Origin of the sequence: Salinisphaera shabanensis E1L3A, assembly GCF_000215955.2 — a bacterium.
Classification (GTDB): domain Bacteria; phylum Pseudomonadota; class Gammaproteobacteria; order Nevskiales; family Salinisphaeraceae; genus Salinisphaera; species Salinisphaera shabanensis.
This window is the reverse complement of sequence record NZ_AFNV02000003.1, coordinates 164,911-189,760: the sequence shown is the minus strand read 5'-3', so window position 1 is coordinate 189,760 and position 24,850 is coordinate 164,911. Positions and strand designations below refer to the sequence as shown.

Below are 24,850 nucleotides of genomic sequence, written 5' to 3'. Positions count from 1 at the left end.
CGTCGCCGCTGGCCCTCGGCGGCGACGCGCATTATCCTGCACGGTCGCGATCTCGACCGTGCGCCATCACGGAGTTTTTCATGTCGTTTTTCTACGGTCGGCGGCGTACGCCCGGCCTTATCGTTGCCCTCGCCCTGCTCCTGCTTGCAGGCACGGCCCATGCCGCACGCACGCTGGATACCGCCTACGGCGACGTCGAGATCGACGGCACGCCCGAGCGCGTGGTGACCCTCTACGAAGGCGCGCTCGATAGCGCCGTCGCGCTGGGCACGACCCCGCTTGCGGCTGTCGCTACCCGCGGCGGCGACAGCGTCGCCAACTACATGCACGACCATGTGCCGGATATCGCCATTGTCGGCACCGCGCGCGAGACCAATATCGAAGCGGTCGTCGCCCAGCGCCCGGACGTCATCCTGGCCTCGTCGAATCTGTCCGAACCGCAGTACCGGCTACTCTCGAAGATCGCACCGACCGTCGTGCCCAAAGGCTCTTCGTTCGCGGCCGACGCCTGGCAGAACGAAACCCGGCTGTTCGCCCGGGCGCTCGGCCGCGAAGACAAGGCCGAGCAGCTCATCGAAGCCTTCGACGCGCGGGCTGAGCACATCCGCGCACAGCTGCCGGCCCACACCGAGGCTGCGGTTGCCCGCTGGATGCCGCAGGGCCCCATCGTGATGTCGTCCCGAATCTTTGCGGGACGCGTGCTCAGCGCGGCCGGTTTCGAAACCGGAAACGACGGCAAGATCGCAGCAAACCGGCCACACAGCGACCCGTTGAGCCTGGAAAATCTCGACCGAATCGACAGCGACTGGCTGTTTCTGGCCACCCTCAACGCCGATGGCGAATCCGCGCTGGCCAAGGCACGCACCTCGCCTGCCTTCGAGCGCCTGGATGTGGTGCAGCGTGATCAGGTCGTGCCGGTCGATGGCCAGCTGTGGACAAGCGCCTCGGGGCCGCTTGCCGCCAATGCGATTCTCGATGACATCGCCCGCGCGCTGGGTATTGCCGCCCAACCTTGAACGGCCGGCCACGCATTGCAGCCGGCGCACCGCAGCGCCGAGTCCGTTTATGGTTCGCGCTGCTGTGCGCCGCGACGCTGCTGGTGTGCGTGGCCAGCCTGCTGTTCGGTGCCGGCGCCATTGGTCCGCTTGATTCTCTCGATACGCTGATACGCGCCCTGAGTGGGCACACCAGCGACGACAACGCCTGGTTCACAATCGAATCGCTACGCGCGCCGCGCACCGCGATCGGCGTTCTGGTGGGGGCCGCACTCGCCGTGGCCGGCGCCTTGCTGCAGGCGGTCACCCGCAACCCGCTTGCCGAACCGGGCCTGCTGGGCGTGAGCGGCGGCGCGACGTTTGCCGTGGCCATCGCCATCGCGCTGGGCGCCGATGCCGCGTCGTTACGGGTGCCGGTCGCCCAGTTCGGTGCGCTCGCCGGCTGCGTGGCGGTACTGGCAGCCTCGCGTGTCCGCGGCGCCGGCGACGATCCGGTGCGCCTGGTGCTTGCGGGCGCGGTGCTCTCGGGCCTGCTCTATGCGCTGACCTCGCTGATTCTGTTGTTCGACGAGCGCACCGCCGATGAAATCCGCTTCTGGGTGGTGGGCAGTTTTGCCGGCCGCCGCCCGGACGATGTCATCGCCTTGCTGCCCGGCCTGGCAGTGGCAGCGGTCGTGGTCGTCGGCATTGCCCGGCCGCTGGCCGCGCTTGCCCTGGGCGAGCATGTCGCCAGCGGCCTGGGCCACCGGCCACGCCTGGTACGGCTGCTGGTGGTGCTGGCGGTCGCACTGCTGGTGGGCTCGGCCACGGCGATCGCCGGGCCGATCGCGTTCATCGGGCTGGTCGCCCCCTTCGTGGCGCGCGGGCTCGCCGGCCCGGATGTACGCACCACGCTCTGGCTGTGCCTGCCGATCGGCGCGGTGCTCACACTCGGCGCCGATGTGGTTTCGCGTCTGGTCGTACGCCCATCCGAGCTGCCGCTGGGCGTACTCACGGCATTGATCGGCGCACCAGTGCTGGTTGCCGTCGTGCGCTCGCGGCGCCTGCCCACGCTATGACTACGGCAAGCGAACACGCCCGGCCTGCGCTGGCGCCGGCCGGCAGCTGGCGGCTGCCGCTGGGCTCGGCCCGCAGCGGGCGCTCGCTACTGCTCGACAAGCGCGCCTGTGTGGCCAACCTGCTTCTGGCCGCGGCGCTGTGGGCCGCCTGCGTGGCGTCGCTGTGTCTGGGCGAGGTTTCGATCACGCCGCGGGCTGCCATTGCCGGATTGTTCGGTTACGGCGACTTCATGGACGTATTCGTCGTCCAGGAGCTGCGCTGGACACGGTTGCTCGCCGGCGTGCTCTCGGGCGGGGCGTTCGCGCTGGCGGGCTGTCTGATGCAGACCCTGGCCCGCAACCGTCTGGCCACCCCCGGCATTATCGGCCTGGATAACGGCGCAACTGCCTTTGCCGTGGCCTCGGTACTGGGCGTGGGCCTGGGCATCGCGCCGCCGGCCATGGCGCTGGTCGGTGCCAGCGTGGCCACGGCCATCGCCTTTGGCCTGGCCGGCGGCATCGGCACCCAGGGCTATCGTTTCCTCGTAGCCGGCATCGGCGTGGGGGCGGCCTTCGATGCGATCACGCGGCTCATGCTCGCGCGCAGCGCGATCGATGCGGCCAACGCGGCCTACCCCTGGACCGTGGGCAGCCTCAACGGCGTAGGCGCGCTGGCCTTGAACATGCTCGCCATCGGCCTGGTGATCGGCCTGATCGGCGCCGCAGCGCTGGCTCGGGCGCTCGGCGTGGTGCGTTTTTCCGAAGGCGTGGCCCAGGGCCTGGGCATTCGTGTCGCCCATATCCGCCTGGGCGCGCTCGTGCTGTCGGTGGGGCTGACCGCGCTGGCGGTCGCCGTGGCCGGGCCGGTGGGGCTGATCGCGCTGATCGGCCCGGAACTGGCCCGGCATCTGTCCTCGCGGCGCGGCGTGCCCCTGATGGGCGCGACGCTCGCAGGCGCCCTGCTCATGGTGGTGGCCGATCTGGCCGGGCGGGTGCTGTTCTCGCCTATCGAAATTCCGGTGGGACTGATCAGTACCGTGGTCGGCGCGCCGGTGCTGCTCTGGATACTGCTGCGTCCAGGCCACAAAATAGGCGTATGACCGTGCCTTTCGAAGCGCCGCCCCTTTCGCTGACCAGCCCACTCCAGGCCGAAAAGCTGTGCGTGAGCTATGGCCGGCGGCCAGTGCTCAGCGAGCTGGATATCGCCTTTCCGCGCGAACAGGTCACGGCCATCGTCGGGCCCAACGGCTGCGGCAAATCCACGCTGCTGTCGGCGCTGGCACGCCTGCATACACCGCAGGCCGGGCGTATCACTCTCGAAAGGCGCGATATCCGCAGCTACGGCGCACGCGAACTCGCCCGTGCGCTGGCCCTGCTGCCCCAGAACGTGACCGCGCCGGAAGGGCTGACCGCCGCCGAGCTGATCCGCTTCGGGCGTCAGCCGCACCAGAGCTGGCTGCGGCAATGGTCGGCCGAGGATGCCGCCGTGGTCGATGCCGCCCTGGCCGCGGCCGATCTGCAAGCCCTGGCGCACCGGCCGCTGGAGGCCATGTCCGGCGGCCAGCGCCAGCGTGCCTGGATTGCCATGGCCATCGCCCAGCAAACGCCCGTACTGCTGCTCGACGAACCCACCACCGCGCTCGATCTGGGCCATGCCATCGAGGTGTTCGAGCTGGTGCGCGATCTCGCCGCCGAGGGCAAGACGGTGGTCATGGTGCTGCACGATCTGGGCAATGCCTGTCGCTATGCCGATCATCTGGTGGCCATGCGCGATGGCCGCGTGGTCGCGGCCGGCCCGCCGTCGGAAATCGTCAGCCGCGAACTGGTCCGCGAACTCTACGGCGTGGACTGCACGCTGGTCACCGATACCGATACCGGCGCGCCGCTGCTGGCGAACGTACGCCGCGCCCGCGACATTGCGGCGCCCGGCTCTTCCATCAGCTAGCTATCGAAGTTGTCCATCACCCGATGGCGCTCGGCGTGATAGGCCTCTTCACTGGCGCGTGCCTTCCAGTACGGCACGGCATAGATCTGGCGTCGGGGCAGCTGCCAGACATCGCGCAGGTGCGCACGCATGGCCAGCACCGACGCGTTTTCGCCGGCCACCCAGGCCGCAACCGATTCCGCCGGCGGCGTGAGCGCCTTGAGCGCATGCACCAGGGGTGTATCGGCATGATCGACATGGGGCGCTCGCAGCCAGTCGATGGTGACCGACGCCGCGTAATCGAGCTCGGGCCGGTCAGCATCGGCCGGCAGCTGCACGATCGCATGCCCGGATACCTGTGCCGGCAGGCTTTCCAGCAGGGCGGCGATTGCCGGCAGGGCGGTGATATCGCCGGCCAGCAGCACCCGGTCCACGGGCGCGAGCATGGGGCTCGGCCCGCCGGGGCCGGCCACGCCGATGGTATCGCCCACCCGGGCACGCCGGGCCCAGGCCGAAGCCGGCCCGTCGTCGCCGTGCAGCACGAAATCCACATACAAACGCTGCCGTTGCGTATCGAAATAGCGTACGGAATAGGTTCGCGTGATCGCGCGCGGGCGCGATTGCGGCCAGCGCGGCCCGCTGGGCGTGAATTCGGGCAGGGCGGGCGCCGTTTCACCCGGCTGCGGCAGGAAGATTTTTATATGCGCGCCGGCGCGATCACCGGCAAAGCCCGCAAGCACCCCGTCTTCGCCGGCCAGCTCCACACGCAGCAGGCTCGGCGATAGCCGTGCCACATCGGTGACCTGCAACGGCCAGGGGCCACGGGCACTCATGGCCGGCGCTCCGCGGCACGGTCGTCACCCAGCCACTGCGTGAGCGAATAGAACAGCCCCCCGTCGAGTGCAGCGCCATGGTCGGCGTCGGCAAGCACTTGGTAGTGCACGTCAAACGCCGCGCAACCGGCGAGAATGCCGGCCGCATGTTCGGCGTTATCGACCATGCCCCGGCGCGCGAGCTTGGCCGCGCGTGCGGCATCGATTTTTTCGTCAGTATTCAACGGCTGTTCCTTGCGGCCGACCGTGATCACCACGGTTCGTGGCGGGCCGCTGGCACAGCGTTCGCTGCGCGCGGCCCGTTGCAGTTGCGGCATGACAACGCTGTCGTCCCACCACAAGGCCGGGCTGGCAGCGAAATAGGCCGAAAACCGGTCCGGATGATGGGCCAGATCGTACAGCGCGGTCAGCCCGCCCAGCGAATGACCGTAAAGCGCTGTTCGGTTCGGGTCGAGCGGGTAGCGGCGTGCGATATGCGGTTTGATCCATTGCTCGACAAAATCGAGAAACGCGGCTGCCTGACCGCTACCCGGGCGCTTCGCGACCGGCGTGGGCGTCAGGTCTTCAAAGCGGCGCGGGATGTTGAACGCGATGGTATCGGGATAACCCAGGCCAACGACGAGCACACGATCGGCCAGATCGTGCGCCTGCAGCCATGCGAGCGCCGCCGGCGCGGTGCGATTGCCATCGAACAGAAAGACAGCCGGATAACCCGTAGCGGGTGCGGGCTTTTGCGGCTGCGACAACAGCAACTCGTAGACCCGCCCGGTGGCAGGATCGACGATCGACTCCTGGTGCAGCGCGGCCGCGGCCTCGGGGTGGGCCACTGTATCCAGGTCCGGCTGAGCCAGGGCGGGGGCGAACCCGCTCATCGCCGCCAGTACGCAGGCAAGCACGAGGCGCAGCCAGCGCCCCGTGCCCGATAGAGTCGTCGGCCCTGCCTGCACTAGAAATCGTAGCGCAGGGAGCCGACCACGCTCGTGGGTTCGCCATAGAAGTTGAACGTGCCGGTGCTGCCCACGCGGTTGTAATACTTCTTGTCGAGGATGTTGTTCACGTTGAGTGCGCCCGACAGTTTGTCGGTGAACTTGTAGCCCACCATGGCATCGACCACGGCATAGCCCGGTGCTTCCACGCCCTGGGTAGAGCTGAAGTCGCTGAGCGCGGTCACGCCGGCGCCGATGCTCACCCGGTCGAGCAGGCCGGAGTCGAAGGCGTACTTGGTCCACAGGTTGAACATGTGATCGGGCATGAGTACGAAGGTGGCCTCCGGATCGCCGCGCTCGACTTCGGTGTCGAGATAGGTATAGCCGGCAATGATATCCAGTTGTTCGATCGGCGAGCCATCGATTTCGAACTCCACGCCCTGAATACGCCGCTGGCCGATCGCGGCATTGTAATTCTCGCCAGGCACACCGGCTGCGAAGTTGCGATCGTACATCCGGAACAGGCTGGCGCGGGCATTGAGATCGCCGTTGAAATAGCTACCCTTCACGCCGGTCTCGTACTGCGTGCCCTCACGTGGCTCGATGAGGTCGTTGTTGGCGTCGTAGGCAGTCTGCGGATTGAATACCTTGGAATAGCTGGCATACAGCGCGTGGTGACGATCCACATCGAGCACCAGGCCGGCATAGGGGGTGAGTTTGCCGTTGTCGTCACGCGTGCCGGTCGCGCCAGTATCGTTATCGGTGAGTTCGACCTTGTAGTCACTGACCCGGACACCGCCGATCAATGCCAGCGGCTCGATCGGGCGGAAGGTCAGCTTGCTATACAGGCCGATTTCTTCGAGCTTGGTCGTATTGTCCGTGACCGAGCCGCTTTCGAGAACGTCCACATAGGCGAGATCCTCGAAATCGTCGGCGTTGATTCGGCCCAGACGCGCACGTCCGCGGGCGGTATCCGTGTCGTAGTGCTTGTAGTCGACGCCGGCCACGAATTCGCTGACGTTGCCGAAGGTTTCGAACGGCTGGCTGTAGCTGGCATCGATCGCGAGCGTATTCTGATCGATATCTCCTGCCGTGCCGGATACACCGATGCTGCCATCGTCGGCCAGCGCGCTACCGCCGAACGCATAATTGTAGTCGGCGTTGCGGTTGGAATAGCGGGCGCCGACCCGGCCGAAACCACCCGACTCGAACCGATGGGTCAGTTCGAACAGGAAATCGTCGGTCGTGGAGGTGAAATCGTTCCAGTCGGCGCCAAAGAACGTCGACTCGTCCACATCGAGCAGATCGCCGTCGGCATCGGTAGCCAGACCGTTGTTGACGGTGATATCGCGCGCCTGGCGCAGATAGGCGACCGATACCATCGTATCCGGGTCGATATCGTATTCGAGCGTGCCGTAGAAGGTCTGGGCGTTGTTGTCGTTGTTGTCGACAAAGCCGTCGGTATCGCTCTGTGCGATCACCGCGCGCCCGCGCAGCCGGCCGTCGTCGGTGAGCGGGCCGGACGCATCGCCTTCCAGATAATACTGGTTGAAGCTGCCATAGCGGCCGATCACATGGGCCTGGGCGTCTTCGGTCGGGCGCTTGCGAACGAGGTTGACGATACCGCCGAGTTCGCTGGTGCTGTTGAACAGCCCGGACGGGCCGCGCATGACCTCCACGCGGTCGAAGGCGGCCAGATTGGGCAATGTGCCGTTGATGCTGGCCATGGGCGCCGGCAGGCCGTCGATATTGAACTCGTCGTACTCATAGCCGCGAGAATAGATCGACGAACGCCCGGCGTCGTTGGTGAGCACGCGCAGGCCCGGCGTGCGCCGCGCCAGTTCATCGAGCGTATCCACGTTGCGATCCTCGATGGACTCGCGGGTGATCACGCTGATCGACTGGGGAATATCCTTGAGCGCGGCCGGCGTCTTGGTGCCCACGGTCGCCGCATCCACGGCGTAGCCGCCGGTCTGCTCGGAGGGCAGCATATCGTAGAGCTGGTTGCCTTCGACGGTAACCATTTCAAGCTGCAAGGGATCATCGCTGTAGTCCTGCGCGTCCTGCGCGAACGCAGGCATCGCCGAAGCGAGCGTTACAACGCCCACAAGCCAGGGCGTGTGTCGCGATAGGCGGTATTTTTTGCAGCCGTTCATGTATTTCCCCAAGTAAGACCCCTGCGGCAGCGCAGGCGAGTTCCAGAATCAACTTTGTGCGAATGCGAATCTTTTGCATTTACGCTTTGTGCCGCGCATTATTTCAGAGGCTTGCCGCCCAAACCTTTGCGAAACGCTCAAATGTCTTTGCATTCGACTACCGCACCCGAAGAGGACCATCTCGAACGCCGTATCGGCGCGGCCGAGCTCGATCGGCACGCCGCGCATCTGGGGCGCGACTACCAGACCCATATCGCCGACGACTCGCCGCCGCTTGAAGGCCAGTTCGGTGTCGATGCCCTCCCCGGCGGGCTGGTGCTGCGCCATGCCAGCGTGCGCAACTGCCAGGACATGCATTCCCGGCTGCGCTTGCGCCCCAGCCTGAAGCTGATTCTGGTACTCGGCGGCGAGGTCGATGTGCGCTTTGGCGGTCAGCCCCTGCCAGTCGGCCCCGGCGAAAGCTATGCCTATGCCGTGCATTTGCACGAAACCACCCCATTCGAACGCCGCGCCCGCCGCAACAGCCTGGAACACAGCCTCACGCTGACGGTGCCCCATGACTGGCTGCGCCAGCGCCTGGTAACGCTCGGCGACGGCCGTACGGACACGCGCCTGCCGCAGGAACCGCATCTATGCATGCAGCCCTGGCACCCCAGTTCGGCCCTGCGCGCGAGTGCCCAGGCGCTCATCGCATCGGATAGCGACGGCGCGGGCGCCGGGCCGGCACGACGGCTGCGGTGCGAAAGCCTGGCGCTGGCCATGGCCGCCGAAGCCCTGCCGGCCCTGCTGGATGCACCGGCGACCAACGAACCACCCCGGCCTATCGATGCCCGTCGCCTGCGCCGCATGCGCGATCTGGTCGAGCGCCCGGCCAGCAGCCCACTCACCGTCGATGCCCTGGCCCGCGAAGCCGGCATGAGCCGGAGCAGCCTGCAGCGCCATTTTCAGATCTGCTACGGCATGAGCGTGCAGAAATTCCTGCGCCAACGCCGTCTTCAGACGGCCGACCGTGCGTTGCGCGAAGACGGCGCCAGCGTTGTTCGTGCCGCCGAGCTGGCCGGGTATACCAGCGCCGCCAATTTCGCCACCGCCTATCGCCGGCTCTATGGCATCGCGCCAAGCGAACGCCGACGCGGCGTCACCAGCGCCGAAGAAGCCGAATAAGCCCGCCGCAAACGGCCTGGCAACATTCTGCAAACACATCCGCACGTTTATTGCGCTAGGCTTGCTGCCAGGAATTGACCGAATCGAGTGGTCGCACCGGCCAGGGTCAGGCCAAGTGCAGCGATGGCCCGCTTGCCACGACTCGATCACCGCTTTCCGGACATCATCGGCACGCACGCAAAGGGCTTCGTATGGATACTCGAGTCATGGACCACGCACACGGTTACGGGCTGATAAGCCGGTTGTTTCACTGGGCCATGGCGCTGTTGATCGTATGGCAGGCCACGTCGGCGCTGCTGCATTATTTTTTCGACGAAACCGCCATCACCGATTTCTTCTTTGGCACCCATTTTTCCAATGGCGTGCTGATACTGGTTCTGGCCGTACTACGCGGCGTCTGGGGGCTGATCAACCTCGCCCGTCGACCCGCACACGACGGCGCCCTGCACCGTGCCGCCGCACTTGGCCATGTCGCGCTGTATGGGCTGATGATCGCGGTCCCCGTGATCGCCATCATCCGAGCCTATGGCAGCACGCGTCCCTTTTCCGCGCTGGGCGTACAGATCTTCGATGGCATGGAAACCAAGGTCGAATGGATGAGCAACCTGGGTAACCAGTGGCACGGCTTTCTCGGCTGGGTTCTGTTTGCCCTCATCGCCGGCCATATCGTCATGGCATTCGTGCATACCTACGGTCTCAAACAGCCGCTGATCGCGCGCATGACCAAGGGCGACGAGCGCCTCTGAGCCGGACACGCCTGTTCAAAAGCAACGACATCCGGCCGGCCCAACGCGCTCGGCCGCGTGTTCGATAGAAGTCGATGAAAGCCGCCTGCGTTCTGAGCCCATCGCAGGCGCGTGCGTCCCGGAATAAGCCAACGGTTTAAACTGGGCTTGCTCTCTACTGCGCGAACCCTGTTTTGGACATCGCTTTGCTTTTTGTCGCGGCCCTGGTCGCGGGTGCAATCAACGCCCTGGCCGGCGGCGGCAGCTTCATCACGCTGCCCGCCCTGCTGTTCCACGGCCTGCCGCCTACGGTAGCCAACGCCACCAGCGCCACGGCCGTGCTGCCGGGCTATGCCACCACGCTGTTTCGGTTTCGCCGCGATGTCGCACCGCCGGCGGCGCTGTCGCTGCTGGCCATGGTGGCCATAGCAGCGGCCGGCGGCATAACCGGCGCATCGCTGTTGCTGCTGACCGGCGACCGCGCGTTTTCGGCCATCGTGCCCTGGCTCATGGGCGTGGCCACGCTCATCTTTGCAGCCGCGCCCTGGCTCAAGCAGCGCATGGCCGAGCGCGAAGCCAGCACGCCGGTGGCGGCTGTCGCGCTCTATATCGCCTGCACCTATGGCGGCTATTTCAACGGCGGCGTGGGCATCATCGTAATCGCCCTGCTCGGGCTGCTGGGCCAGACGCGCCTGCTGACGTCTGTTGCCATGAAGGCGGTCATGTCGGCCACGCTGACCACGATTTCGGTCTCGGTGTATGCCCTGTTCGGACTCATCGACTGGCCGCTGGCCGCCCTGATGGCCAGCGGCGCCATGCTCGGCGGCTGGATTGGCGCGGCCTTCGGCTATCGCATCGCCCCGCGCTGGCACCGGATCGGCATTGTCGCTATCGGTTCGATCATGACCGTGCTGATGTTCCTGCGCGTATAACCGGGGCAAGCGTTACCCTGTGAGCATCATTCTCTTCAGAGTTGAGTCATGGATAAAGTGATGCTCGTGACCGGCGGCAGCCGGGGTATCGGTGCGGCAACCTGCCTGATGGCCGCCAAATACGGCTATGCCGTTGCGGTGAACTATCACAGCAATCAGGAGGCGGCAGATGCGATCGTCAAGGCGATCGAGAAGGATGGCGGCAAGGCGCTTGCCGTTCAGGCCGACGTAGCCAACGAACAGGACGTAGTGCGCATGTTCGCCACGGTGGACGACGAACTTGGCCGTATCACCGCGCTGGTGAACAACGCCGGCATCGTCGACCAACCGTCCAAGGTGGCCGACATGTCGGCCGAGCGCGTGGCCCGCATGATGTCGGTGAACGTGGTGGGCCCGTTCCTGTGTGCCCGCGAGGCGATCCGGCGTATGGGCACGTCTTACGGCGGGCCGGGCGGCGCCATCGTCAACGTCTCCTCGGCGGCCAGCCATGCGGCCGGCGGCGGCGGTGCCGGCACGTATATCGACTACGGCGCCTCCAAGGGCGCGATCGATACGCTCACCGAAGGCCTGGCCAAGGAAGTCGCGGCCGATCAGATCCGTGTGAACGCGGTACGCCCGGGCGTGGTGGATACCGACATCCATGCCAGCGGCGGCCTGCCGGACAAGCCCGAACAGGCGAAATCGTCGATCCCGCTCGGTCGTGTCGGCCAGCCGGAGGATATCGCCGAGGCGATTCTCTATCTCGCCGAAGCGAAATTCACCACCGGCGCGTTTCTGGACGTCGACGGCGGCGTCTGAGCGCGCGCCTGCGCATCCCGTGAGCGGTCCCGGTGCCGCGGGCACGTACCTGCCCGTGGCGCCGGGTTCTGCCAGCCTATTTACTGCGCGGCGTCTTGCGCCAGAACCGTATTCGCGGCAAATCCTGGTGAATATCCTCGGTTTGCCCGGCGATGCTTTCGATCTGTCCGCCCAGTGCTTCGAGAAAGAACGCGATCCGGAACACGGTGAGTACGAACTCCAGCAATACGCGGATACTGACCACCAGCGCCAGAAACATGGCCGGCCCGAGCAGACACAGCCACACCAGACCGCTGACCAGCGACTGCTGAAAGGCCCAGAAGATCACATAGGCGGTGGCAATACCCGAAAGCAGCTGCCCCAGCGTATAGATCGTGGGCACCATTTGGGTCGTGATGACCGTGGTGAACTGACGATCGAACAGCCCCCAGAGCAGACTGCCGCCGTCGTTGCGCATTTCGTGAAGTCGTTTCATGGAATTTACCTGCAAACCCTCGCGCCGAGCGCGTATCCCACACGTCGTGAGCACTGGGACCGATCCTATGCCGATTTGTTGCATCGCAGCAAATATGATCCTCGTCGTTCGCTCCCCTGGGGGTAATCGATCAGCTAGACTGGCGTCGCGGTCACACGACCGCTCGTCTGTTGAGGAGTTTTCATGCGACGCCTTGCTCGTCCCGTAGTCGCCCTTGGCCTATTGCTGGCGACGCTGCCGCTCGCGCTGGCGGCCGCCGCGCCGGAATGGCCGGCGCCGATCCGCAATATTCAGGACAAGGGCGTGACGATCGTCGAAGAGTTCGACGCCCCCGGCGGCATGACCGGCTATGCCGCGCGTGCCGGCAATCGTCCGCTCACGCTCTATCTCACCCCGGACGGCGACCACGTGATCATCGGCCCGATGCTCGATGCCGAGGGCAACAATCTCAGCCAGGAGATTCTCGACGCCACGATCACCCAGCCGGATATTCAGAACGCCTGGCCAGCACTCGAGGACTCGAACTGGGTCGCGGATGGTGCCGACGATGCAGAACGCAAGATCTACGTGTTCACCGATCCGAACTGTCCGTACTGCCACAAGTTCTACGAGATCGCCCGCCCCTGGGTGGAGGCCGGCAAGGTTCAGCTGCGTCATATTCCGGTCGGCATTCTCAAGCCGAGCAGTGCAGGCAAGGCCGCCGCAATCCTGGGCGCAGAGGATCCGAGCGCGGCTCTCGCCCAGCATGAGAACAACTACACCAGCGGCGGCATCACCCCGCTCGAGGACATGACGCCGGCGCTACGCCAGCAGGTGGCCGCGAACAACATGCTAATGTCATCGCTGGGCATTCAGGGCACCCCGGGGCTGGTCTATCGCGACGACGACGGCGAGATCGGCATCAAACAGGGCGTGCCGCAAGGCAAACTGCGCAAGGACATCATGGGTGCGAAGTAGCCGGGCGCACACGCACGAGTCGGATTCGCTACCCTGTACATAGTGTGATACGCGGCGTTTGAAAGGCGTCGTTTTCGCAGTGGACGAGACGTCCGCTGCCGGCAATCGGAGACCCCATGCGAATCGGCCTGTTCGTCCCCTGTTTCATCGATGCGTTCTACCCGGGCGTAGGCGTTGCCACGCTGGAGTTGCTGGAGCGCTTCGATTGCGATGTCGACTACCCCTTCGACCAGACCTGCTGCGGCCAGCCGATGGTCAACTCCGGCTGCCACGACGAAGCACGGGCCACCGAAGCGCTGTTCGTGAAGAACTTCGCCCAGTACGACCTGATCGTGGCGCCTTCCGGCTCCTGCGTGCACCAGATCCGTGACAACCTCACCGCCATCGAACAAACGCCGGAGGTAAAGCACGTACGCGAGAACACGCTAGAACTCGTCGAATTTCTGCACGATGTGCTCAAGGTCGAGGCCTTTCCCTGGGCGCGCTTCGAGCATCGCGTGGGTTATCACGACTCCTGCAACACGCTGCGCAACCTCGGCCACGGCAAGCCCAGCGAACTGCACGGCGAGTATTTTTCCAAGCCGCGGGCATTGCTGGAAAAGGTGGCCGGCATCGAGCTGGTCTCCATCGACCGGCCGGACGAATGCTGCGGCTTTGGCGGCACCTTTTCGGTGACCGAGCCGGAAGTCTCCACCCGGATGGGCCAGGACAAGATCGCCGATCACGGACGCAACGGCGCCGAATACATCGTTTCCGCTGATTCGTCCTGTCTGATGCACCAGTCCGGCTGTGCCGCCCGTATCGGCGCGCCGATCCGCTTCAAGCACATCGCCGAAATCCTCAACGGGGCAAGCCAATGAGCGGCAACGAACCCAATCCCGCGGCCACCATGGCACGCGCCACACCCGAACCCCAGCCACGCCCGGCGAAGGCCGCCGACGGCAAGCGTGTGGACCATGCGCGCTCGGCCAAGCAGTTTCTGAACGCGCCGGAACACGCCAAATCGCACGACACCCGCGTATGGGCCATGCGCACCAAGCGCGACAAGCAGGCCCATACGATCGAGGAATGGGAAGAGCTGCGCCAGCTGGCAAGCGACATCAAAACGCATACGCTTACCCACCTCGACACCTATCTCGAGCAGTTCGAAGCCAACGCCAAGGCCAACGGCATTCACGTGCACTGGGCGAAAGACGGCGCCGAGCACAACCGCATCATCCACGAGATCTTCACCGATCACGGCGTGAAGAGCGTGATCAAGGCGAAGTCCATGCTCATGGAAGAGTGCGGCTTTCGACATTACATGGACGGCGTGGGCATCGAGATCGTGGAAACCGATCTGGGCGAGCGTATCCAGCAGCTCGACGGCGAAGATCCGAGCCATATCGTGGTGCCGCCCGTTCACAAGATGCGTTCGGACGTGGCGCGGCTGTTCGCCGACAAGCTCGGCAGCGATCCCGAGAACGACGATGCCCACTATCTCGCCGGTGCCCAGCGCGATGCCACCCGCCCGCTGATTCTGGACGCCGATGCCGGCATGACCGGGGCCAACTTCGCCGTGGCGGAAACCGGCGGCTTCGTGGTCTGTACCAACGAAGGCAACGCCGATCTGTCAGCCAACGTGCCCAACCTGCACGTGGCCTCCATCGGCATCGAAAAACTCGTGCCGCGCGTGGAAGACATGGGCGTGTTCATTCGTCTGCTGTCGCGCTCGGCCCTGGGCTCGCCCATTACCCAGTACACCTCGCATTTCCGCGGCCCCAAGCAGGGCGGCGAGATGCATATCGTGCTGGTCGACAACGGCCGCTCCAAGCGGCTGGGCATGGAGAAGTTCTGGTCGTCGCTCAAGTGCATTCGCTGCGGCGCCTGCATGAACACCTGCCCGGTGTATCGACGCTCTGGCGGGCTGAGCTACGGCGCGACCTATGCCGGCCCGCTGGGGCTGATCCTCAACCCCACCTTCGACGCCCACCGCTATTCCAACCTGCCGTTTGCCTCCACACTCAACGGCAGCTGCACGAATGTATGCCCGGTAAAGATCAATATTCACGAACAGATCTTCGGCTGGCGCCAGGTGCTGGCCGAGAACGGCCATCTGCCGTGGACCAAGAAAACCGGGCTCGCCGCAGCCGGCAAGGTGCTGGCCAGCCCGAAAGGCTACCGGGCCGCCATCAAGACCACCAACTCCGCGTTAAAGCATTTGCCGCGCTGGGCGATCTACAACCGCATGAACGCCTGGGGTGAGGGCCGCGAAATGCCCAGCCCGCCCGACAACGGCACCTTCCACGACTGGTACAAGCGCCATCGTCTCAACCGGGATGGCGCAAGCCGCAACACGTCGGAGAACTAACGCCATGGCCCACGACACCCAGAGATTGCCCGCTGAAAACGCTATTCTCGAAGCGTGGCACGACAACGCGGCCGCCTGGGTGCACGCCATTCATCAGCACGGCATCGCCAGCCGCCGCACCACCGATCGCGCCATCGTGGATACCGTGCTCGACTGCGGGCCCGAGCGCGTGCTCGATATCGGCTGCGGCGAAGGCTGGCTGCTGCGCGCACTGGCCGCCGAAGACATCGCCTGCACCGGCATCGATGCCGTGCCCGAGCTCATCGAAGCCGCGCGCGAGAAGTGCGTCAACCCGAACGTCGAACTCAAGGTCTGTGCCTACGAAGACCTCGCCGACGCCGAGTTCGACGAACCCTTCGATATGGCCGTCTGCAACTTCTCCCTGCTCGGCGAAGACAGCGTGGACGATGCCCTGGCCGGCGCGGCGCGCGCGGTGGTACCCGGCGGGCTGCTGATCATCCAGACCCTGCACCCGCTCACCGCCTGCGGCGACCGGCCCTATATCGACGGCTGGCGCAGTGCCAGCGGTGCCTGCCTGGGCAGCGGCTTCCAGGACGACGCCCCCTGGTATTTTCGAACCCTCGGGCGTTGGCTGGAACTGGTCAACAGCGGCGACTGGCGCCTGGCCACGGTTGAGGAACCGCTCGACGACAACCACTATCTGCCGGCCTCGCTGATACTCATCGCCATCCGCCAGCCGACCGACGACGACCCGGAGCTTTAACCCATGAGCAGCCGCGACGACATCCTCGGCGCCGTTCGCAGCGCCAAACCCGGCCTCGATGCCCCGGCGCCCACGGTGCCGAACTACGACGAGAACTACCCAGCAGACCGCGCCGGCCTGATCGACCTGTTCGCCGAACGCCTGACCATGATGGGCGGCACCTGGCATGCGCTGCCCGAAGGCCAGACCGTCGACGACGCGCTGCAGGAAGCGCTGGCCGACAAACTCGGCAAGACATTCGACGAGGCCGTCATCGCCTCCAACGTACCGGAAGTCGCCGGCAATCGAGCGCTAACCGAAACCGACGCGCCGGGCAGCGTCCACGACGTCGACATCGCCGTGCTACGCGCCCGCTTCGGCGTAGCCGAAACCGGCAGCGTGGCCTTCAGCGAAGCCGAACTCACGGTCAACTCGATCGCCTATCTCGCCCAGCACCTCGTCGTACTGCTCGACCCGGCCGAAATCGTCACCAACCTGCACCGCGCCTACCAGCGCGATGACTTCGTAAGCGCAAACTACACCGTCTTCCACACCGGCCCCTCGGCCACCGCGGATATCGAAGGCGTGCTCGTACGTGGCGCGCAGGGGGTGAGGTCGTTGACGGTTATTCCCGCCCCCGTCCAATAGGCCGACGCGTTCGGTCGACGCTCACGGAAATGGCTGCGGCGTCGCTGCGCCCGATTCACGCGGAGTTTCGCAGGGTTCAACGTCGAGGTTGCTCGGTCGGTTCACTATCTACACCAAGCAACGACTCGTCTAAACCCACGGAAGTTTCCACCAATCAGTTCGTGTCAACAACGGTATCGGGCGATTCGACATGGTGCTCAATCACATCGCGCACTTTCGCCGGATCAAACACTGTGTCGAAGCACCAGATGCCGAAGCCGCCCCATCTATTGATCGTGTCGACCCACTCGTTCATTGCAGCGCGTTTGGCACGATTGCGGTCGCTGTCCTGGCCTTTCACTTCGAGCACAAGCGTTTTTCCGTTTTTCAATTTGATCAGGAAATCCGGGATGAACTTGCGATTGGAGCCGCGCCAAAGATAACGAACCACGAAATCAAGATGGTCATTCTTGGCCCAGGCAACGACGCGATCACTTTTTTCACAGATATTGAATACAGCCTGCTCCCACGTACTGTCGTGGATCGCGTGGCTGATCTGTGACCGCTTGGTTGGCTGACACGGTTTGGTGGTCGGCCAAGGCCGCATGTATGCGGTAGAGCCGATCGGTAGTTGCTCGTCGAATACGGGCTCGAGTTTCGTCGTGTTCTCCAGGCGCACATGCCGGCTCAGATGGGCTACCACCCCATCAATATTGAGCCCTATCAAGAGCTGGCGTCTTACCGGATCGCTATACCAGGCCGCAGGCACACTCAGCTTGTCGCTTGCGATGAATTGCTCTACAAGCCGTATCAGCTGAATGGCAAGATACTGTTTATCGCCCTCGAATCCGCCGCCCAGCTCTCGGTAGAGTTTTCGAGTCGCACGGAATATCAAATTCTGCAGCCGAAAATCGTTTACGGCTTTTTCCAGATCGATTTCCGATGCCTGATCCAGATTCACGAGACCGGTCAACGAAGGCGCGACTTCCGCGTTCAACGGCGTCTGGCTCGGATCCAGCGTAAGGCGTTCGAGCTCAGGCCAATCCACAACAAGGTCTGGTTGCAAAATGGATCGAATGCGCAGCACATTCGGCCATCGAATCTCGTACTGGTTGCGGCCGGGCTCGACTTGAACACGAACACTGGCTTTGGGTACCGGCGGCGCTTCGCCTGCGTCCCCAACGTCCTGAAAAATCGATAACGGCACGCCAAATACGTTGACGAATTCGGGCAGGAAGTGCCCGTTTTCATCCAGATCGTGGGCCACGCGGCGTAGACCGCGACCGATCACCTGCTCACACAGCAACTGGCTCGTAAACGCCCGAAGCCCCATGATGTGCGTGACATTCGCCGCGTCCCACCCTTCGGACAACATTGCGACCGAGATCACGTTCTGCAGGTGCTGGCCCGGCTGGTGGCGTTTGCCGACCGTGTCGACCAAGTCACGAAGCTGCTGCTCCTGCTTGAGCGCCAACAAATCCTCCTGCTTGTCGCTGGCCAGGCCCGAAGCGCGAATGATCTCCTCCAGACGGGCCGCGTACTCCTTGTCCTTGGTAACGCTCTCCCCGCGCTCGGCTTTCTCAAGCACCTTGGAATCAACGCGCAACGTACGTTCAGGTGATTGCGTCCCCTCGATCATGCAATCGCCTTCGTTAAAGAAACGCTCGATACGTGCAGCGGTTTCCGTTCGATTACATACCGTCAACATCACCGGCGGAATCGTATGGCCTTCGGCCTGCCAGGCGTGCAGCGTTTCGCGCCAGTCGTAAGCCAGAATCGTATAGGCGTTCTGCACCAGCTGAGGTAGCGGCTCGTCCGAATCGGCCTTGCGATTCAGATCATCGCGAACCTCATCCTCGCGGTACAGATGGTAGAGCTTGGGCGCGTAGCTTTTCGCGTTCGACAGTGCATCGTCCCGAATCACGACACGTGGTGTTTTGACCAGACCTGCTTCGATCGCATCATTGAGCCCGAAATCGGAAATCACCCACTCGTATAGCCCGGCTTCGGTGTTCGTCTTGCCGGTCGGTGCGAATGGCGTCGCCGATAGATCGAAACAGCGGCGGATGCGACGCGTCTTGTGAATTCGATCCAGCCCCTCGATCCATCGCGTCGCCTCTTCCAGATCGATACCCAGCCGCGCGGCTTCCTGCTTGCCGATTTTCTGTTCTGCCGGTTTGCGATACGCGTGATGCGCTTCATCATTGATGACGACGATGTCCTTGAAGCCGGCGAGCCCGCCCAGCACTCGTCGCGTGAATGCCTCGTCACTTTCGGCGCCCTTCTTCACGACGGATCGCGTCGGCTCCTTGAGTGGCATCAACGTATGCCAGTTCTCGACCACGATCTCCATCTGGTTGAGGCGTTGGCGCATCGCCTCGTTCGGGCACATGGAAAATTCGTCGTAGACGTTGTGTTCATCGCCCGGCAACAGCACCTGCAGACGGCTTTTCACTGTAAGCCCCGGCGCGACCACGAAGATAGCCTGTGAAAAGCGCCTATCCTTCGGATACTGCAAGGCGTTCAGTGTTTGCCAGGTTGCAATCAGGCCCATGACGGTCGTCTTGCCTGAACCAGTCGCCATCTTGCTGCAGATACGCTCCCAGACGCCGCCATCACCCCGCAGAAACACCCCCTGTCGATAGTCGGCTGGCGCCTCAAGCCACCAGATCAGTGTTTCGATCGCCTCCAGCTGGCAAAAATAGAACGGGTAGGGCCGCGGGCCACCTTCCCAGCGTCGCTCGTCGGCAATCCATTCCCCTTTGGCAGCCCAGTGTTCGAGCAAGGCGCGCGTAACCAGCGTAATACCCGGCCAGCCATCCGCGCGCCAGTGGTCGACACGCTGGCGAACCCGATTGACCGTTTCCAGCAACTCCACGCGTCGCGTGTTGTTACGCGTGTCATACATTTCGTAGGCAGCCGGCCGACGCCCCTCGACCTTCTTCGCCACACGACCGTTCGCATCCTGCGACCAGTGGTGAGTCGGCATTTCGTAAGGCGAGTTGATGATAAGTGAGCTAACGCTCATTTATTCTCTCCGACAGCCGTGACGTAACGTTGCTTGCGATGGTTAGGGACCTCTGGGTATTCCAAGCGTAAAGCACCCCGTTCAACCAGTACGGAGATATGCCGATCGCGTAGATTACGTGCGTCGCGACGGAGCAGACCCGCAATGTCGCGCAGGCTGAGATAGCCGTGGTTACAAAGCGCCAGAATGGTTTGTCTTAGCAACTCCGGCCGAACCCGCGCGCGCCGGGAAACAGGCTCAGCAATGCGTTCAAGCAACGTCTGAACATCTTCGCGTGACGCCGGCCCCGTCGCCCGCCCACTCGTTGCATGCTCGCTATGAGACTCTCGACCCGCGTTATGAGGGGAGAACGGCTCGTTATGAGGGGGGAACGACTCACTATGAGCAGAATCGGGGGCATTGTGAGGGGAGCCGGGCTCATTAAGAGGCACATCGGCAGACCCAATGCGTCGCGATCCCAGAATGGCCGCGTCTTGATTATCCGGAATTTTTCCGCCAACGAGCGTGTAATAGGCACCACGTCGTTGGCCATGCGCTTCCAGAAAACCTTTGTCCACCAGGCCGCGAAGAATCTGCGTGATATCAACGCGATGCGCCGTCAGCATCGACTGTAGACGCTGATTGGTGACCTGCCCTTCAAACGCCGCCGTCACCAGCGTTTGGACCTCATCCTCATCGAGCCCTCGAACACTCGTCTCGCCAAAGCGGTGTCGGATAGCCTGTAGAAACCCATCGGGCAACAGGCTGACCATGGGCAGTATGAGTTTCACCCGATCCGGTCGAAAGCGCTCGTGCAAGCTCGGTGATTGCCAATGCTGTGCGTGCCAACTGGAGCGGATTTTATCCAGCCCCGAGCCGGCGCGATCACCCGCGCCCAACATTTGAAACATCGTCTGAAGCGACTTGTTGCGGCACTCACTCACACCGCCGCGTATCAACTGTTCCACCGATAGCAGCAGCGTTCCGGGGTTGGAAAACTCGAAGTGCTCCGCAAACCGCTCGACAATAATCCCGCCCTGGCCGGCATGATCCGCGTGAATCAGCGCATTGACCAGCGCTTCCTGTAACGCCTCATGGACAACAGTCTGACCTTCTCTGTAGCCCTGCGCGTTACGGGCAAAAGGGATTTTGAGCGCGTCGTCGTTGTGAATCTTCTGTACGACGCGCATGTAGAACTGGAACAGATTCGCTTCCCACGTCCCATCGACCGTGAGTCGATCGCTCCAGCGAACGTTCTCGTCCGCCGCCAATCGCTCGCGGTAATCGACTTGAAACGCGGGTACGGCCTCGTTATCCGTAATCGCCTGGGTCCGGCCGAACATGAGCAAGCCCGCCACGGTGGGCCCTTCGAGCCCCGTCGCTCGGTCTCGGCGCCAGCCGCCCAGTTTGGCCAGAAATTCAGTGTCTTCCAGAGAAAGCCAGGGATGACTGGGCTGACGCGATGCCATACGATTTCGATACTGGCGCAGCGATGCCTCGTCGAAATCCTCGAGCCCAAAGTGTTCCAGGATGCGGCTATCCGCGGCCACCGCATCCGACTGGTCGGCGAACATCCCTTGCACTTCGCTGCGCCGGCATTTGAAGTCGCCTTCATGATCGCGACGATAGCTGCCCTCATACGGATCCAGGCCCACGTAAACCGGCCGCTGCTCGCGCGACGCGCGGGGGACGTGTATTTCCAGAACGTAACGATTATCGAGCTCTAAAACCTCCACATCATCTGCCTTGAGCAGATTCTCATTAACCTTCTGGCGGTTATTGATGGCGGCCCAGAAATCCCGCAGCAGACCATCCGGGTCGTCCACACCCTGAACGACTGCGCCCTCATCGGTTTCCTTGATACCCAGATAGATCACGCCGCCCGCGGTATTGGCAAAAGCGCTATACGTCTCCCACAGACTGCGCGGCAAGCCGCCACGGGCCGATTTGAACTCGATATCTCGACCTTCGCTGAGCGAATCGAACAGATGGAGCTGTTGGCTCACCACATCACCCCAGCGCCATCACTTTCAGCGACTCGATGCCGCGGTCATCGACGATCTTCACCGCCACACACTCGTTCTCGCCCGCCTCGAAGGCCAGCGAGGTCGTGCCATGAAAGGCATCGAGCAGATCGTCGTTCAGTTCGGCACGGATATCTTTCTTGAGCTTGTACCAGCCGTCCTTCTTGCCGGCCATGGGGAAGAACACCTGCCGCGCGAACAGCGAACGATTGTCGTAGTCCGTATCCAGCATCCACACGGCGATATTCTTCTTGCCGCCGGATTTCAGCTCGCCGGACTTCGTATCGAAATAATCGAAGCCGTGCACCTCGACCTCGTAAAGACCGTCCTCGCGCTGGCGCAGTTCCACGTCCGGCTGGCCCATCAGCCAGAACGATTCATTATTCGAGCGGCCCTTCTTGAGATCCTCGGTCAGCAGATCGGTATTCATCTGCACCTTGAGTGCCTGAATGCCCTTGATGTTGTCGATATCCTTGGCCGCTTCCGGATCGAAGGTAAAGGCACAAAACACCAGCAGTTTCGGTAGCGGAAACAGATCGCCCGCCTCGCGCATGGCGATTTCGACCTGGCGCTGTTCGAGCGCGGCATGCTCGGGGCCGAAGCTCACGGCCACCCGCTCGCCGGTGTCCGCCACGGTACCCACCGCATCGATATAACGCGTGCCCGGCAACGGCTCCAGATCCATCAACGTCAGCTTCTGGTTGTTCTTGCCGCGAATACCGGTCTTGAGCAGTTCGTCGCGCCAGGCGGACTGGCGTGCGGTTTCGCCGGAACGGGCCACGGCCACATCGGCTTGCTGCGGCTGTTCGGCCTCACCCAGCCCCAACACCGTGGCAAACGGCACCGCCTCCACCGTGAACGGCCCGGTAATCCGCCGCTTGCTCTTGTCGATTTCCGGCTGGTCGTAAAGCACTTCCTGACTGGCATGGGCATCGATAGACGCATCCATGGCCTGCTGCATGGTTTGGCGCGCGACATGGAATGCTTCCAGCGCGTCGATGCTCGCGCGATCCCAGTCCTCCGGCGCCTCGAACGGCACTTCCCATTCCAGCAGCGCGTTGTTCCAGGCCTGTTCGCCGCTGGGCAGCGTCTGTTCCTTGCGTTTGGCCACAAAATCGACGGTTTCACCCTTGCGCGCGCCTTCGGTCACCTTGAACGGCGCGGGCGGCGCCGCTTGCAAAGCAGCGTTGAGCGTATCCAGCGCGTTCGCGACCGCCGGATGCTTTTGCTCGTAGATCGTATCGATCTCGGGATTGTTGGCGATCGACTTGAGCGTGATATGCGGCACGGTCTTGTAGATGAAGCCACCGCGCAGCCCTTCGTCCGGATACTTGAGCGCGTAGTAGTCGTAGCTGGCCGTCATCAGGCGTTGTTTGGCCAGCGTGACCGCGACACGGGACGTATCGCAGGTGATCCAGCGGCGGCCCCATTTTTCGGCGACTGTTGCTGTCGTGCCTGAACCACACGTGGGATCCAAAACCAAATCGCCGGGATCTGTTGTCATTAATAAACATCGTTCAGCGATACTTGCGTTGGTCTGGACTACGTAAACCTTTTTATCTGAAAAGCCAGAGGTTCCAGTATCGGTCCAAACATTATTGAACGGATAAACCGGGAAATCGCCAAGAAATCGAACATACCGAAGCGTGTTTCCAATATGCATTAAGCGGCGTGCTTTTCTGAGCGTCGCCATCCCGCTTTCGCCCGTTTTCCAAAAACCATTCCCTGGCCCAAAAGTCTTTCCTAGCAGCTTTACGGGGAAATCGCCGGGCGGTCTTTGGCTCGTTGCATTATCGTGGCTAAATAATCTCCACCTCGCCTCAATACCCGAGTCGTTTGACAACCGAAATCGTGCGCCATCTTCCGTTTCGGCTAGGTTGTATTGCGTCGCTCCTGCACCACCGAGTGATTTCTCTTGGTATAAACTATTGTATTTAAGTTTGCTTTTATCTTTTGCGAACCAGAGCAAGTAGTCCGCTACACCAGCCAGCAATTCGCTAGAGGCACTAGTGGTTTTTACTACAGTTACAAGACCTACAAAGTTCGTATTTCCGAAAATCTCGTCTAGTATTTCTCTAACGTGATGTAGATTTTCGTCTGATATTTGGACAAAAACACTACCCGACTCGCCTAACAGCCCACGCGCGAGCAATAAGCGATCCCGGAGATACGTCAGATACGAGTGAACCCCCAGCTCCCAGGTATCCCGGAACGCCTTGATCATCTCCGGTTCCTGAGTCAGATCCTCGTCCTTGCGGTCCTTAACGTCGCGCCGGCTGGTGAAAGGCTGGAAATTGGAGCCGTATTTGATCCCGTAGGGCGGATCGATATAGATCATCTGCACCTGGCCGGCCATGCCCTCTTTCTGTAGCAGCGAGTTCATGACCAGCAGCGAGTCGCCGGCGATCAGCCGATTGGACCAGTCACGTTCGTGCTTGTAGAAATCGATAGCGTCACGCAGCGGCAGGTTTTCGAACGGCGCGTGGAAGAGATCGTGCTGGAAGCGCGGCGTGTCCTTGCCTTTGCTGTCCTTCGCGCGCTTCTGCAATGCGGCGAGGATCGTGGCCGGGTCGATACGTTCGTGTACGTGCAGCGAGACGGTATCCACCTCGAAGCTGGTGCGCTCGGCCTTGCCGGCCCAGTTGAGATACGCGCTCTGCATGCGCTTCAACTGTTCCAGCGCATCCGCCATCACGGCCTTGTCACGGGAGGCCAGCGCATCGTCGATGAGGTTTTCGATCTGCGCCCGGCTGGGGTCGAACTGCAGCGCGGGGTCGATATGCGGGTCGTAGGCCCACTCGGCGGTTTCTTCTACGCCGTCGGAGGCGGCGTTCACCATGCCCACATGCGGATTGTTCGGCCGTTTTTCGTCGTAGCGATAGCTCAGGATTTCGTGGCCATCGCTGCTTTTCTGCTGTTTCTTCCGGCCGCTCTTTTTTGGCTTGGGCGTGGCCGCCTTCGGCCGATCGCCATGGAAATCGAGCTCTGCCGGGGCGGCCTGGGTCTTGAGCTCAAAGCCGTCATCCGTGTGCGCGGCTGCTGCGTTTGCGGCGATTCGGTAAATCGAGCCGCCGCGTCCACGGCCTTTGCCGATCGCGCCGTCGGCAACCAGCGCATCCTTGAGAGCGGCGTATTCCGCTTCGCTGAGTTCGACACCTGCGTCGCGCAGCGCCTGCTGCATCGCGTGGTTGCCCATCGGGCTGCCATCGTTCGGTAG

21 protein-coding genes are annotated in these 24,850 nt (G+C 63.0%); 14 read left to right on the top strand and 7 right to left on the bottom strand.

The genetic code is table 11. The annotated features are described in order from the left end of the window. Positions 1-80 precede the first annotated feature (80 nt). The 4 genes from SSPSH_RS02745 to SSPSH_RS02730 are packed head-to-tail and all read left to right on the top strand — an operon-like array spanning position 81 to position 3,977. Complete coding sequence (locus SSPSH_RS02745; RefSeq protein WP_006914145.1) at positions 81-1,016, top strand: ABC transporter substrate-binding protein; 936 nt, start codon at positions 81-83, stop codon at positions 1,014-1,016. Further along, positions 1,013-2,053 carry a FecCD family ABC transporter permease gene (locus tag SSPSH_RS02740; protein WP_006914146.1) on the top strand — a complete coding sequence of 347 codons (1,041 nt, stop codon included), beginning with the start codon at positions 1,013-1,015 and terminating at the stop codon, positions 2,051-2,053. Before SSPSH_RS02745 ends, SSPSH_RS02740 begins: the two co-directional genes overlap by 4 nt. After that, positions 2,050-3,132 (top strand): FecCD family ABC transporter permease, encoded by a 1,083-nt coding sequence (locus tag SSPSH_RS02735; protein ID WP_006914147.1) that lies wholly within the window; start codon positions 2,050-2,052, stop codon positions 3,130-3,132. Before SSPSH_RS02740 ends, SSPSH_RS02735 begins: the two co-directional genes overlap by 4 nt. Next, entirely contained in the window at positions 3,129-3,977 is an 849-nt protein-coding gene (locus tag SSPSH_RS02730; protein WP_006914148.1) for an ABC transporter ATP-binding protein, read from the top strand. Before SSPSH_RS02735 ends, SSPSH_RS02730 begins: the two co-directional genes overlap by 4 nt. Here SSPSH_RS02730 and SSPSH_RS02725 read toward each other — a convergent pair. The 3 genes from SSPSH_RS02725 to SSPSH_RS02715 are packed head-to-tail and all read right to left on the bottom strand — an operon-like array spanning position 3,974 to position 7,796. Next, positions 3,974-4,789, bottom strand: a complete 816-nt coding sequence (locus tag SSPSH_RS02725) for a siderophore-interacting protein (RefSeq protein WP_006914149.1) — start codon at positions 4,787-4,789, stop codon at positions 3,974-3,976. The genes SSPSH_RS02730 and SSPSH_RS02725 overlap by 4 nt on opposite strands. Continuing rightward, a complete protein-coding gene (locus tag SSPSH_RS17690) occupies positions 4,786-5,736 on the bottom strand; it encodes an alpha/beta hydrolase (RefSeq protein WP_006914150.1) in 951 nt (316 codons plus the stop codon). Before SSPSH_RS17690 ends, SSPSH_RS02725 begins: the two co-directional genes overlap by 4 nt. After that, positions 5,736-7,796, bottom strand: coding sequence for a TonB-dependent siderophore receptor (locus SSPSH_RS02715; protein ID WP_006914151.1), 2,061 nt, complete (start codon positions 7,794-7,796; stop codon positions 5,736-5,738). Before SSPSH_RS02715 ends, SSPSH_RS17690 begins: the two co-directional genes overlap by 1 nt. Before the next feature lie 216 nt (positions 7,797-8,012). On the opposite strand from SSPSH_RS02715, the gene SSPSH_RS02710 reads away from it, so the two are divergent. The 4 genes from SSPSH_RS02710 (at position 8,013) to SSPSH_RS02695 (ending at position 11,490) form a co-directional block, all read left to right on the top strand. Continuing rightward, positions 8,013-9,035, top strand: a complete 1,023-nt coding sequence (locus SSPSH_RS02710) for a helix-turn-helix transcriptional regulator (RefSeq protein ID WP_006914152.1) — start codon at positions 8,013-8,015, stop codon at positions 9,033-9,035. Between the two features lie 191 nt (positions 9,036-9,226). Continuing rightward, on the top strand, positions 9,227-9,781 hold the full coding sequence (locus tag SSPSH_RS02705; protein ID WP_040607315.1) for a cytochrome b: 555 nt from the start codon (positions 9,227-9,229) through the stop codon (positions 9,779-9,781). A 173-nt stretch (positions 9,782-9,954) separates the two neighbouring features. Then, positions 9,955-10,692 (top strand): sulfite exporter TauE/SafE family protein, encoded by a 738-nt coding sequence (locus SSPSH_RS02700; RefSeq protein ID WP_006914154.1) that lies wholly within the window; start codon positions 9,955-9,957, stop codon positions 10,690-10,692. Positions 10,693-10,740: 48 nt separating this feature from the next. After that, positions 10,741-11,490, top strand: a complete 750-nt coding sequence (locus SSPSH_RS02695) for an SDR family oxidoreductase (RefSeq protein ID WP_021031331.1) — start codon at positions 10,741-10,743, stop codon at positions 11,488-11,490. 76 nt (positions 11,491-11,566) lie between these two features. Here the strand turns inward: SSPSH_RS02695 and SSPSH_RS02690 are convergent, their stop codons facing one another. Next, positions 11,567-11,965: a DUF4282 domain-containing protein gene (locus SSPSH_RS02690; protein ID WP_021031330.1), complete on the bottom strand. Its 399-nt coding sequence runs from the start codon at positions 11,963-11,965 to the stop codon at positions 11,567-11,569. 183 nt (positions 11,966-12,148) lie between these two features. Between SSPSH_RS02690 and dsbG the strand changes: the two genes are divergently transcribed. From dsbG to SSPSH_RS18645, 5 genes are all read left to right on the top strand, one after another. Continuing rightward, positions 12,149-12,922, top strand: coding sequence for a thiol:disulfide interchange protein DsbG (dsbG, locus tag SSPSH_RS02685; RefSeq protein WP_021031329.1), 774 nt, complete (start codon positions 12,149-12,151; stop codon positions 12,920-12,922). Positions 12,923-13,038: 116 nt separating this feature from the next. Beyond that, positions 13,039-13,782 carry a (Fe-S)-binding protein gene (locus SSPSH_RS02680; protein WP_006914158.1) on the top strand — a complete coding sequence of 248 codons (744 nt, stop codon included), beginning with the start codon at positions 13,039-13,041 and terminating at the stop codon, positions 13,780-13,782. Then, positions 13,779-15,272 (top strand): lactate utilization protein B, encoded by a 1,494-nt coding sequence (locus SSPSH_RS02675; RefSeq protein WP_006914159.1) that lies wholly within the window; start codon positions 13,779-13,781, stop codon positions 15,270-15,272. The genes SSPSH_RS02680 and SSPSH_RS02675 overlap by 4 nt, the downstream gene beginning before the upstream one ends. A gap of 4 nt (positions 15,273-15,276) precedes the next feature. Continuing rightward, on the top strand, positions 15,277-15,996 hold the full coding sequence (locus SSPSH_RS18650) for a class I SAM-dependent methyltransferase (protein WP_006914160.1): 720 nt from the start codon (positions 15,277-15,279) through the stop codon (positions 15,994-15,996). A gap of 3 nt (positions 15,997-15,999) precedes the next feature. Then, positions 16,000-16,623 carry a LutC/YkgG family protein gene (locus SSPSH_RS18645; RefSeq protein ID WP_006914161.1) on the top strand — a complete coding sequence of 208 codons (624 nt, stop codon included), beginning with the start codon at positions 16,000-16,002 and terminating at the stop codon, positions 16,621-16,623. Positions 16,624-16,777: 154 nt separating this feature from the next. Here the strand turns inward: SSPSH_RS18645 and SSPSH_RS02660 are convergent, their stop codons facing one another. The 3 genes from SSPSH_RS02660 to SSPSH_RS02650 are packed head-to-tail and all read right to left on the bottom strand — an operon-like array spanning position 16,778 to position 24,181. Then, positions 16,778-19,630 (bottom strand): BPTD_3080 family restriction endonuclease, encoded by a 2,853-nt coding sequence (locus SSPSH_RS02660; protein ID WP_006914162.1) that lies wholly within the window; start codon positions 19,628-19,630, stop codon positions 16,778-16,780. Then, positions 19,627-21,615 (bottom strand): RNA-binding domain-containing protein, encoded by a 1,989-nt coding sequence (locus tag SSPSH_RS02655; protein ID WP_051339739.1) that lies wholly within the window; start codon positions 21,613-21,615, stop codon positions 19,627-19,629. The genes SSPSH_RS02660 and SSPSH_RS02655 overlap by 4 nt, the downstream gene beginning before the upstream one ends. 4 nt (positions 21,616-21,619) lie before the next feature. Then, complete coding sequence (locus SSPSH_RS02650) at positions 21,620-24,181, bottom strand: site-specific DNA-methyltransferase (RefSeq protein WP_202962115.1); 2,562 nt, start codon at positions 24,179-24,181, stop codon at positions 21,620-21,622. Here SSPSH_RS02650 and SSPSH_RS19135 point away from each other — a divergent pair. Next, positions 24,116-24,850, top strand: coding sequence for a hypothetical protein (locus SSPSH_RS19135; protein ID WP_202962114.1), 735 nt, complete (start codon positions 24,116-24,118; stop codon positions 24,848-24,850). The genes SSPSH_RS02650 and SSPSH_RS19135 overlap by 66 nt on opposite strands.

What these genes read in the sequence shown, in the direction of transcription:
- SSPSH_RS18650 (WP_006914160.1), top strand. Translation starts at nt 15,277, where the DNA reads ATGGCCCACGACACCCAGAGATTGCCCGCTGAAAACGCTATTCTCGAA.
- SSPSH_RS02675 (WP_006914159.1), top strand. Translation starts at nt 13,779, where the DNA reads ATGAGCGGCAACGAACCCAATCCCGCGGCCACCATGGCACGCGCCACA.
- SSPSH_RS02695 (WP_021031331.1), top strand. Translation starts at nt 10,741, where the DNA reads ATGGATAAAGTGATGCTCGTGACCGGCGGCAGCCGGGGTATCGGTGCG.
- SSPSH_RS02735 (WP_006914147.1), top strand. Translation starts at nt 2,050, where the DNA reads ATGACTACGGCAAGCGAACACGCCCGGCCTGCGCTGGCGCCGGCCGGC.
- SSPSH_RS02745 (WP_006914145.1), top strand. Translation starts at nt 81, where the DNA reads ATGTCGTTTTTCTACGGTCGGCGGCGTACGCCCGGCCTTATCGTTGCC.
- SSPSH_RS02690 (WP_021031330.1), bottom strand. Translation starts at nt 11,965, where the DNA reads ATGAAACGACTTCACGAAATGCGCAACGACGGCGGCAGTCTGCTCTGG.
- dsbG (WP_021031329.1), top strand. Translation starts at nt 12,149, where the DNA reads ATGCGACGCCTTGCTCGTCCCGTAGTCGCCCTTGGCCTATTGCTGGCG.
- SSPSH_RS18645 (WP_006914161.1), top strand. Translation starts at nt 16,000, where the DNA reads ATGAGCAGCCGCGACGACATCCTCGGCGCCGTTCGCAGCGCCAAACCC.
- SSPSH_RS02710 (WP_006914152.1), top strand. Translation starts at nt 8,013, where the DNA reads ATGTCTTTGCATTCGACTACCGCACCCGAAGAGGACCATCTCGAACGC.
- SSPSH_RS02730 (WP_006914148.1), top strand. Translation starts at nt 3,129, where the DNA reads ATGACCGTGCCTTTCGAAGCGCCGCCCCTTTCGCTGACCAGCCCACTC.
- SSPSH_RS02715 (WP_006914151.1), bottom strand. Translation starts at nt 7,796, where the DNA reads ATGCCTGCGTTCGCGCAGGACGCGCAGGACTACAGCGATGATCCCTTG.
- SSPSH_RS02660 (WP_006914162.1), bottom strand. Translation starts at nt 19,630, where the DNA reads ATGAGCGTTAGCTCACTTATCATCAACTCGCCTTACGAAATGCCGACT.
- SSPSH_RS02680 (WP_006914158.1), top strand. Translation starts at nt 13,039, where the DNA reads ATGCGAATCGGCCTGTTCGTCCCCTGTTTCATCGATGCGTTCTACCCG.
- SSPSH_RS02725 (WP_006914149.1), bottom strand. Translation starts at nt 4,789, where the DNA reads ATGAGTGCCCGTGGCCCCTGGCCGTTGCAGGTCACCGATGTGGCACGG.
- SSPSH_RS02705 (WP_040607315.1), top strand. Translation starts at nt 9,227, where the DNA reads ATGGATACTCGAGTCATGGACCACGCACACGGTTACGGGCTGATAAGC.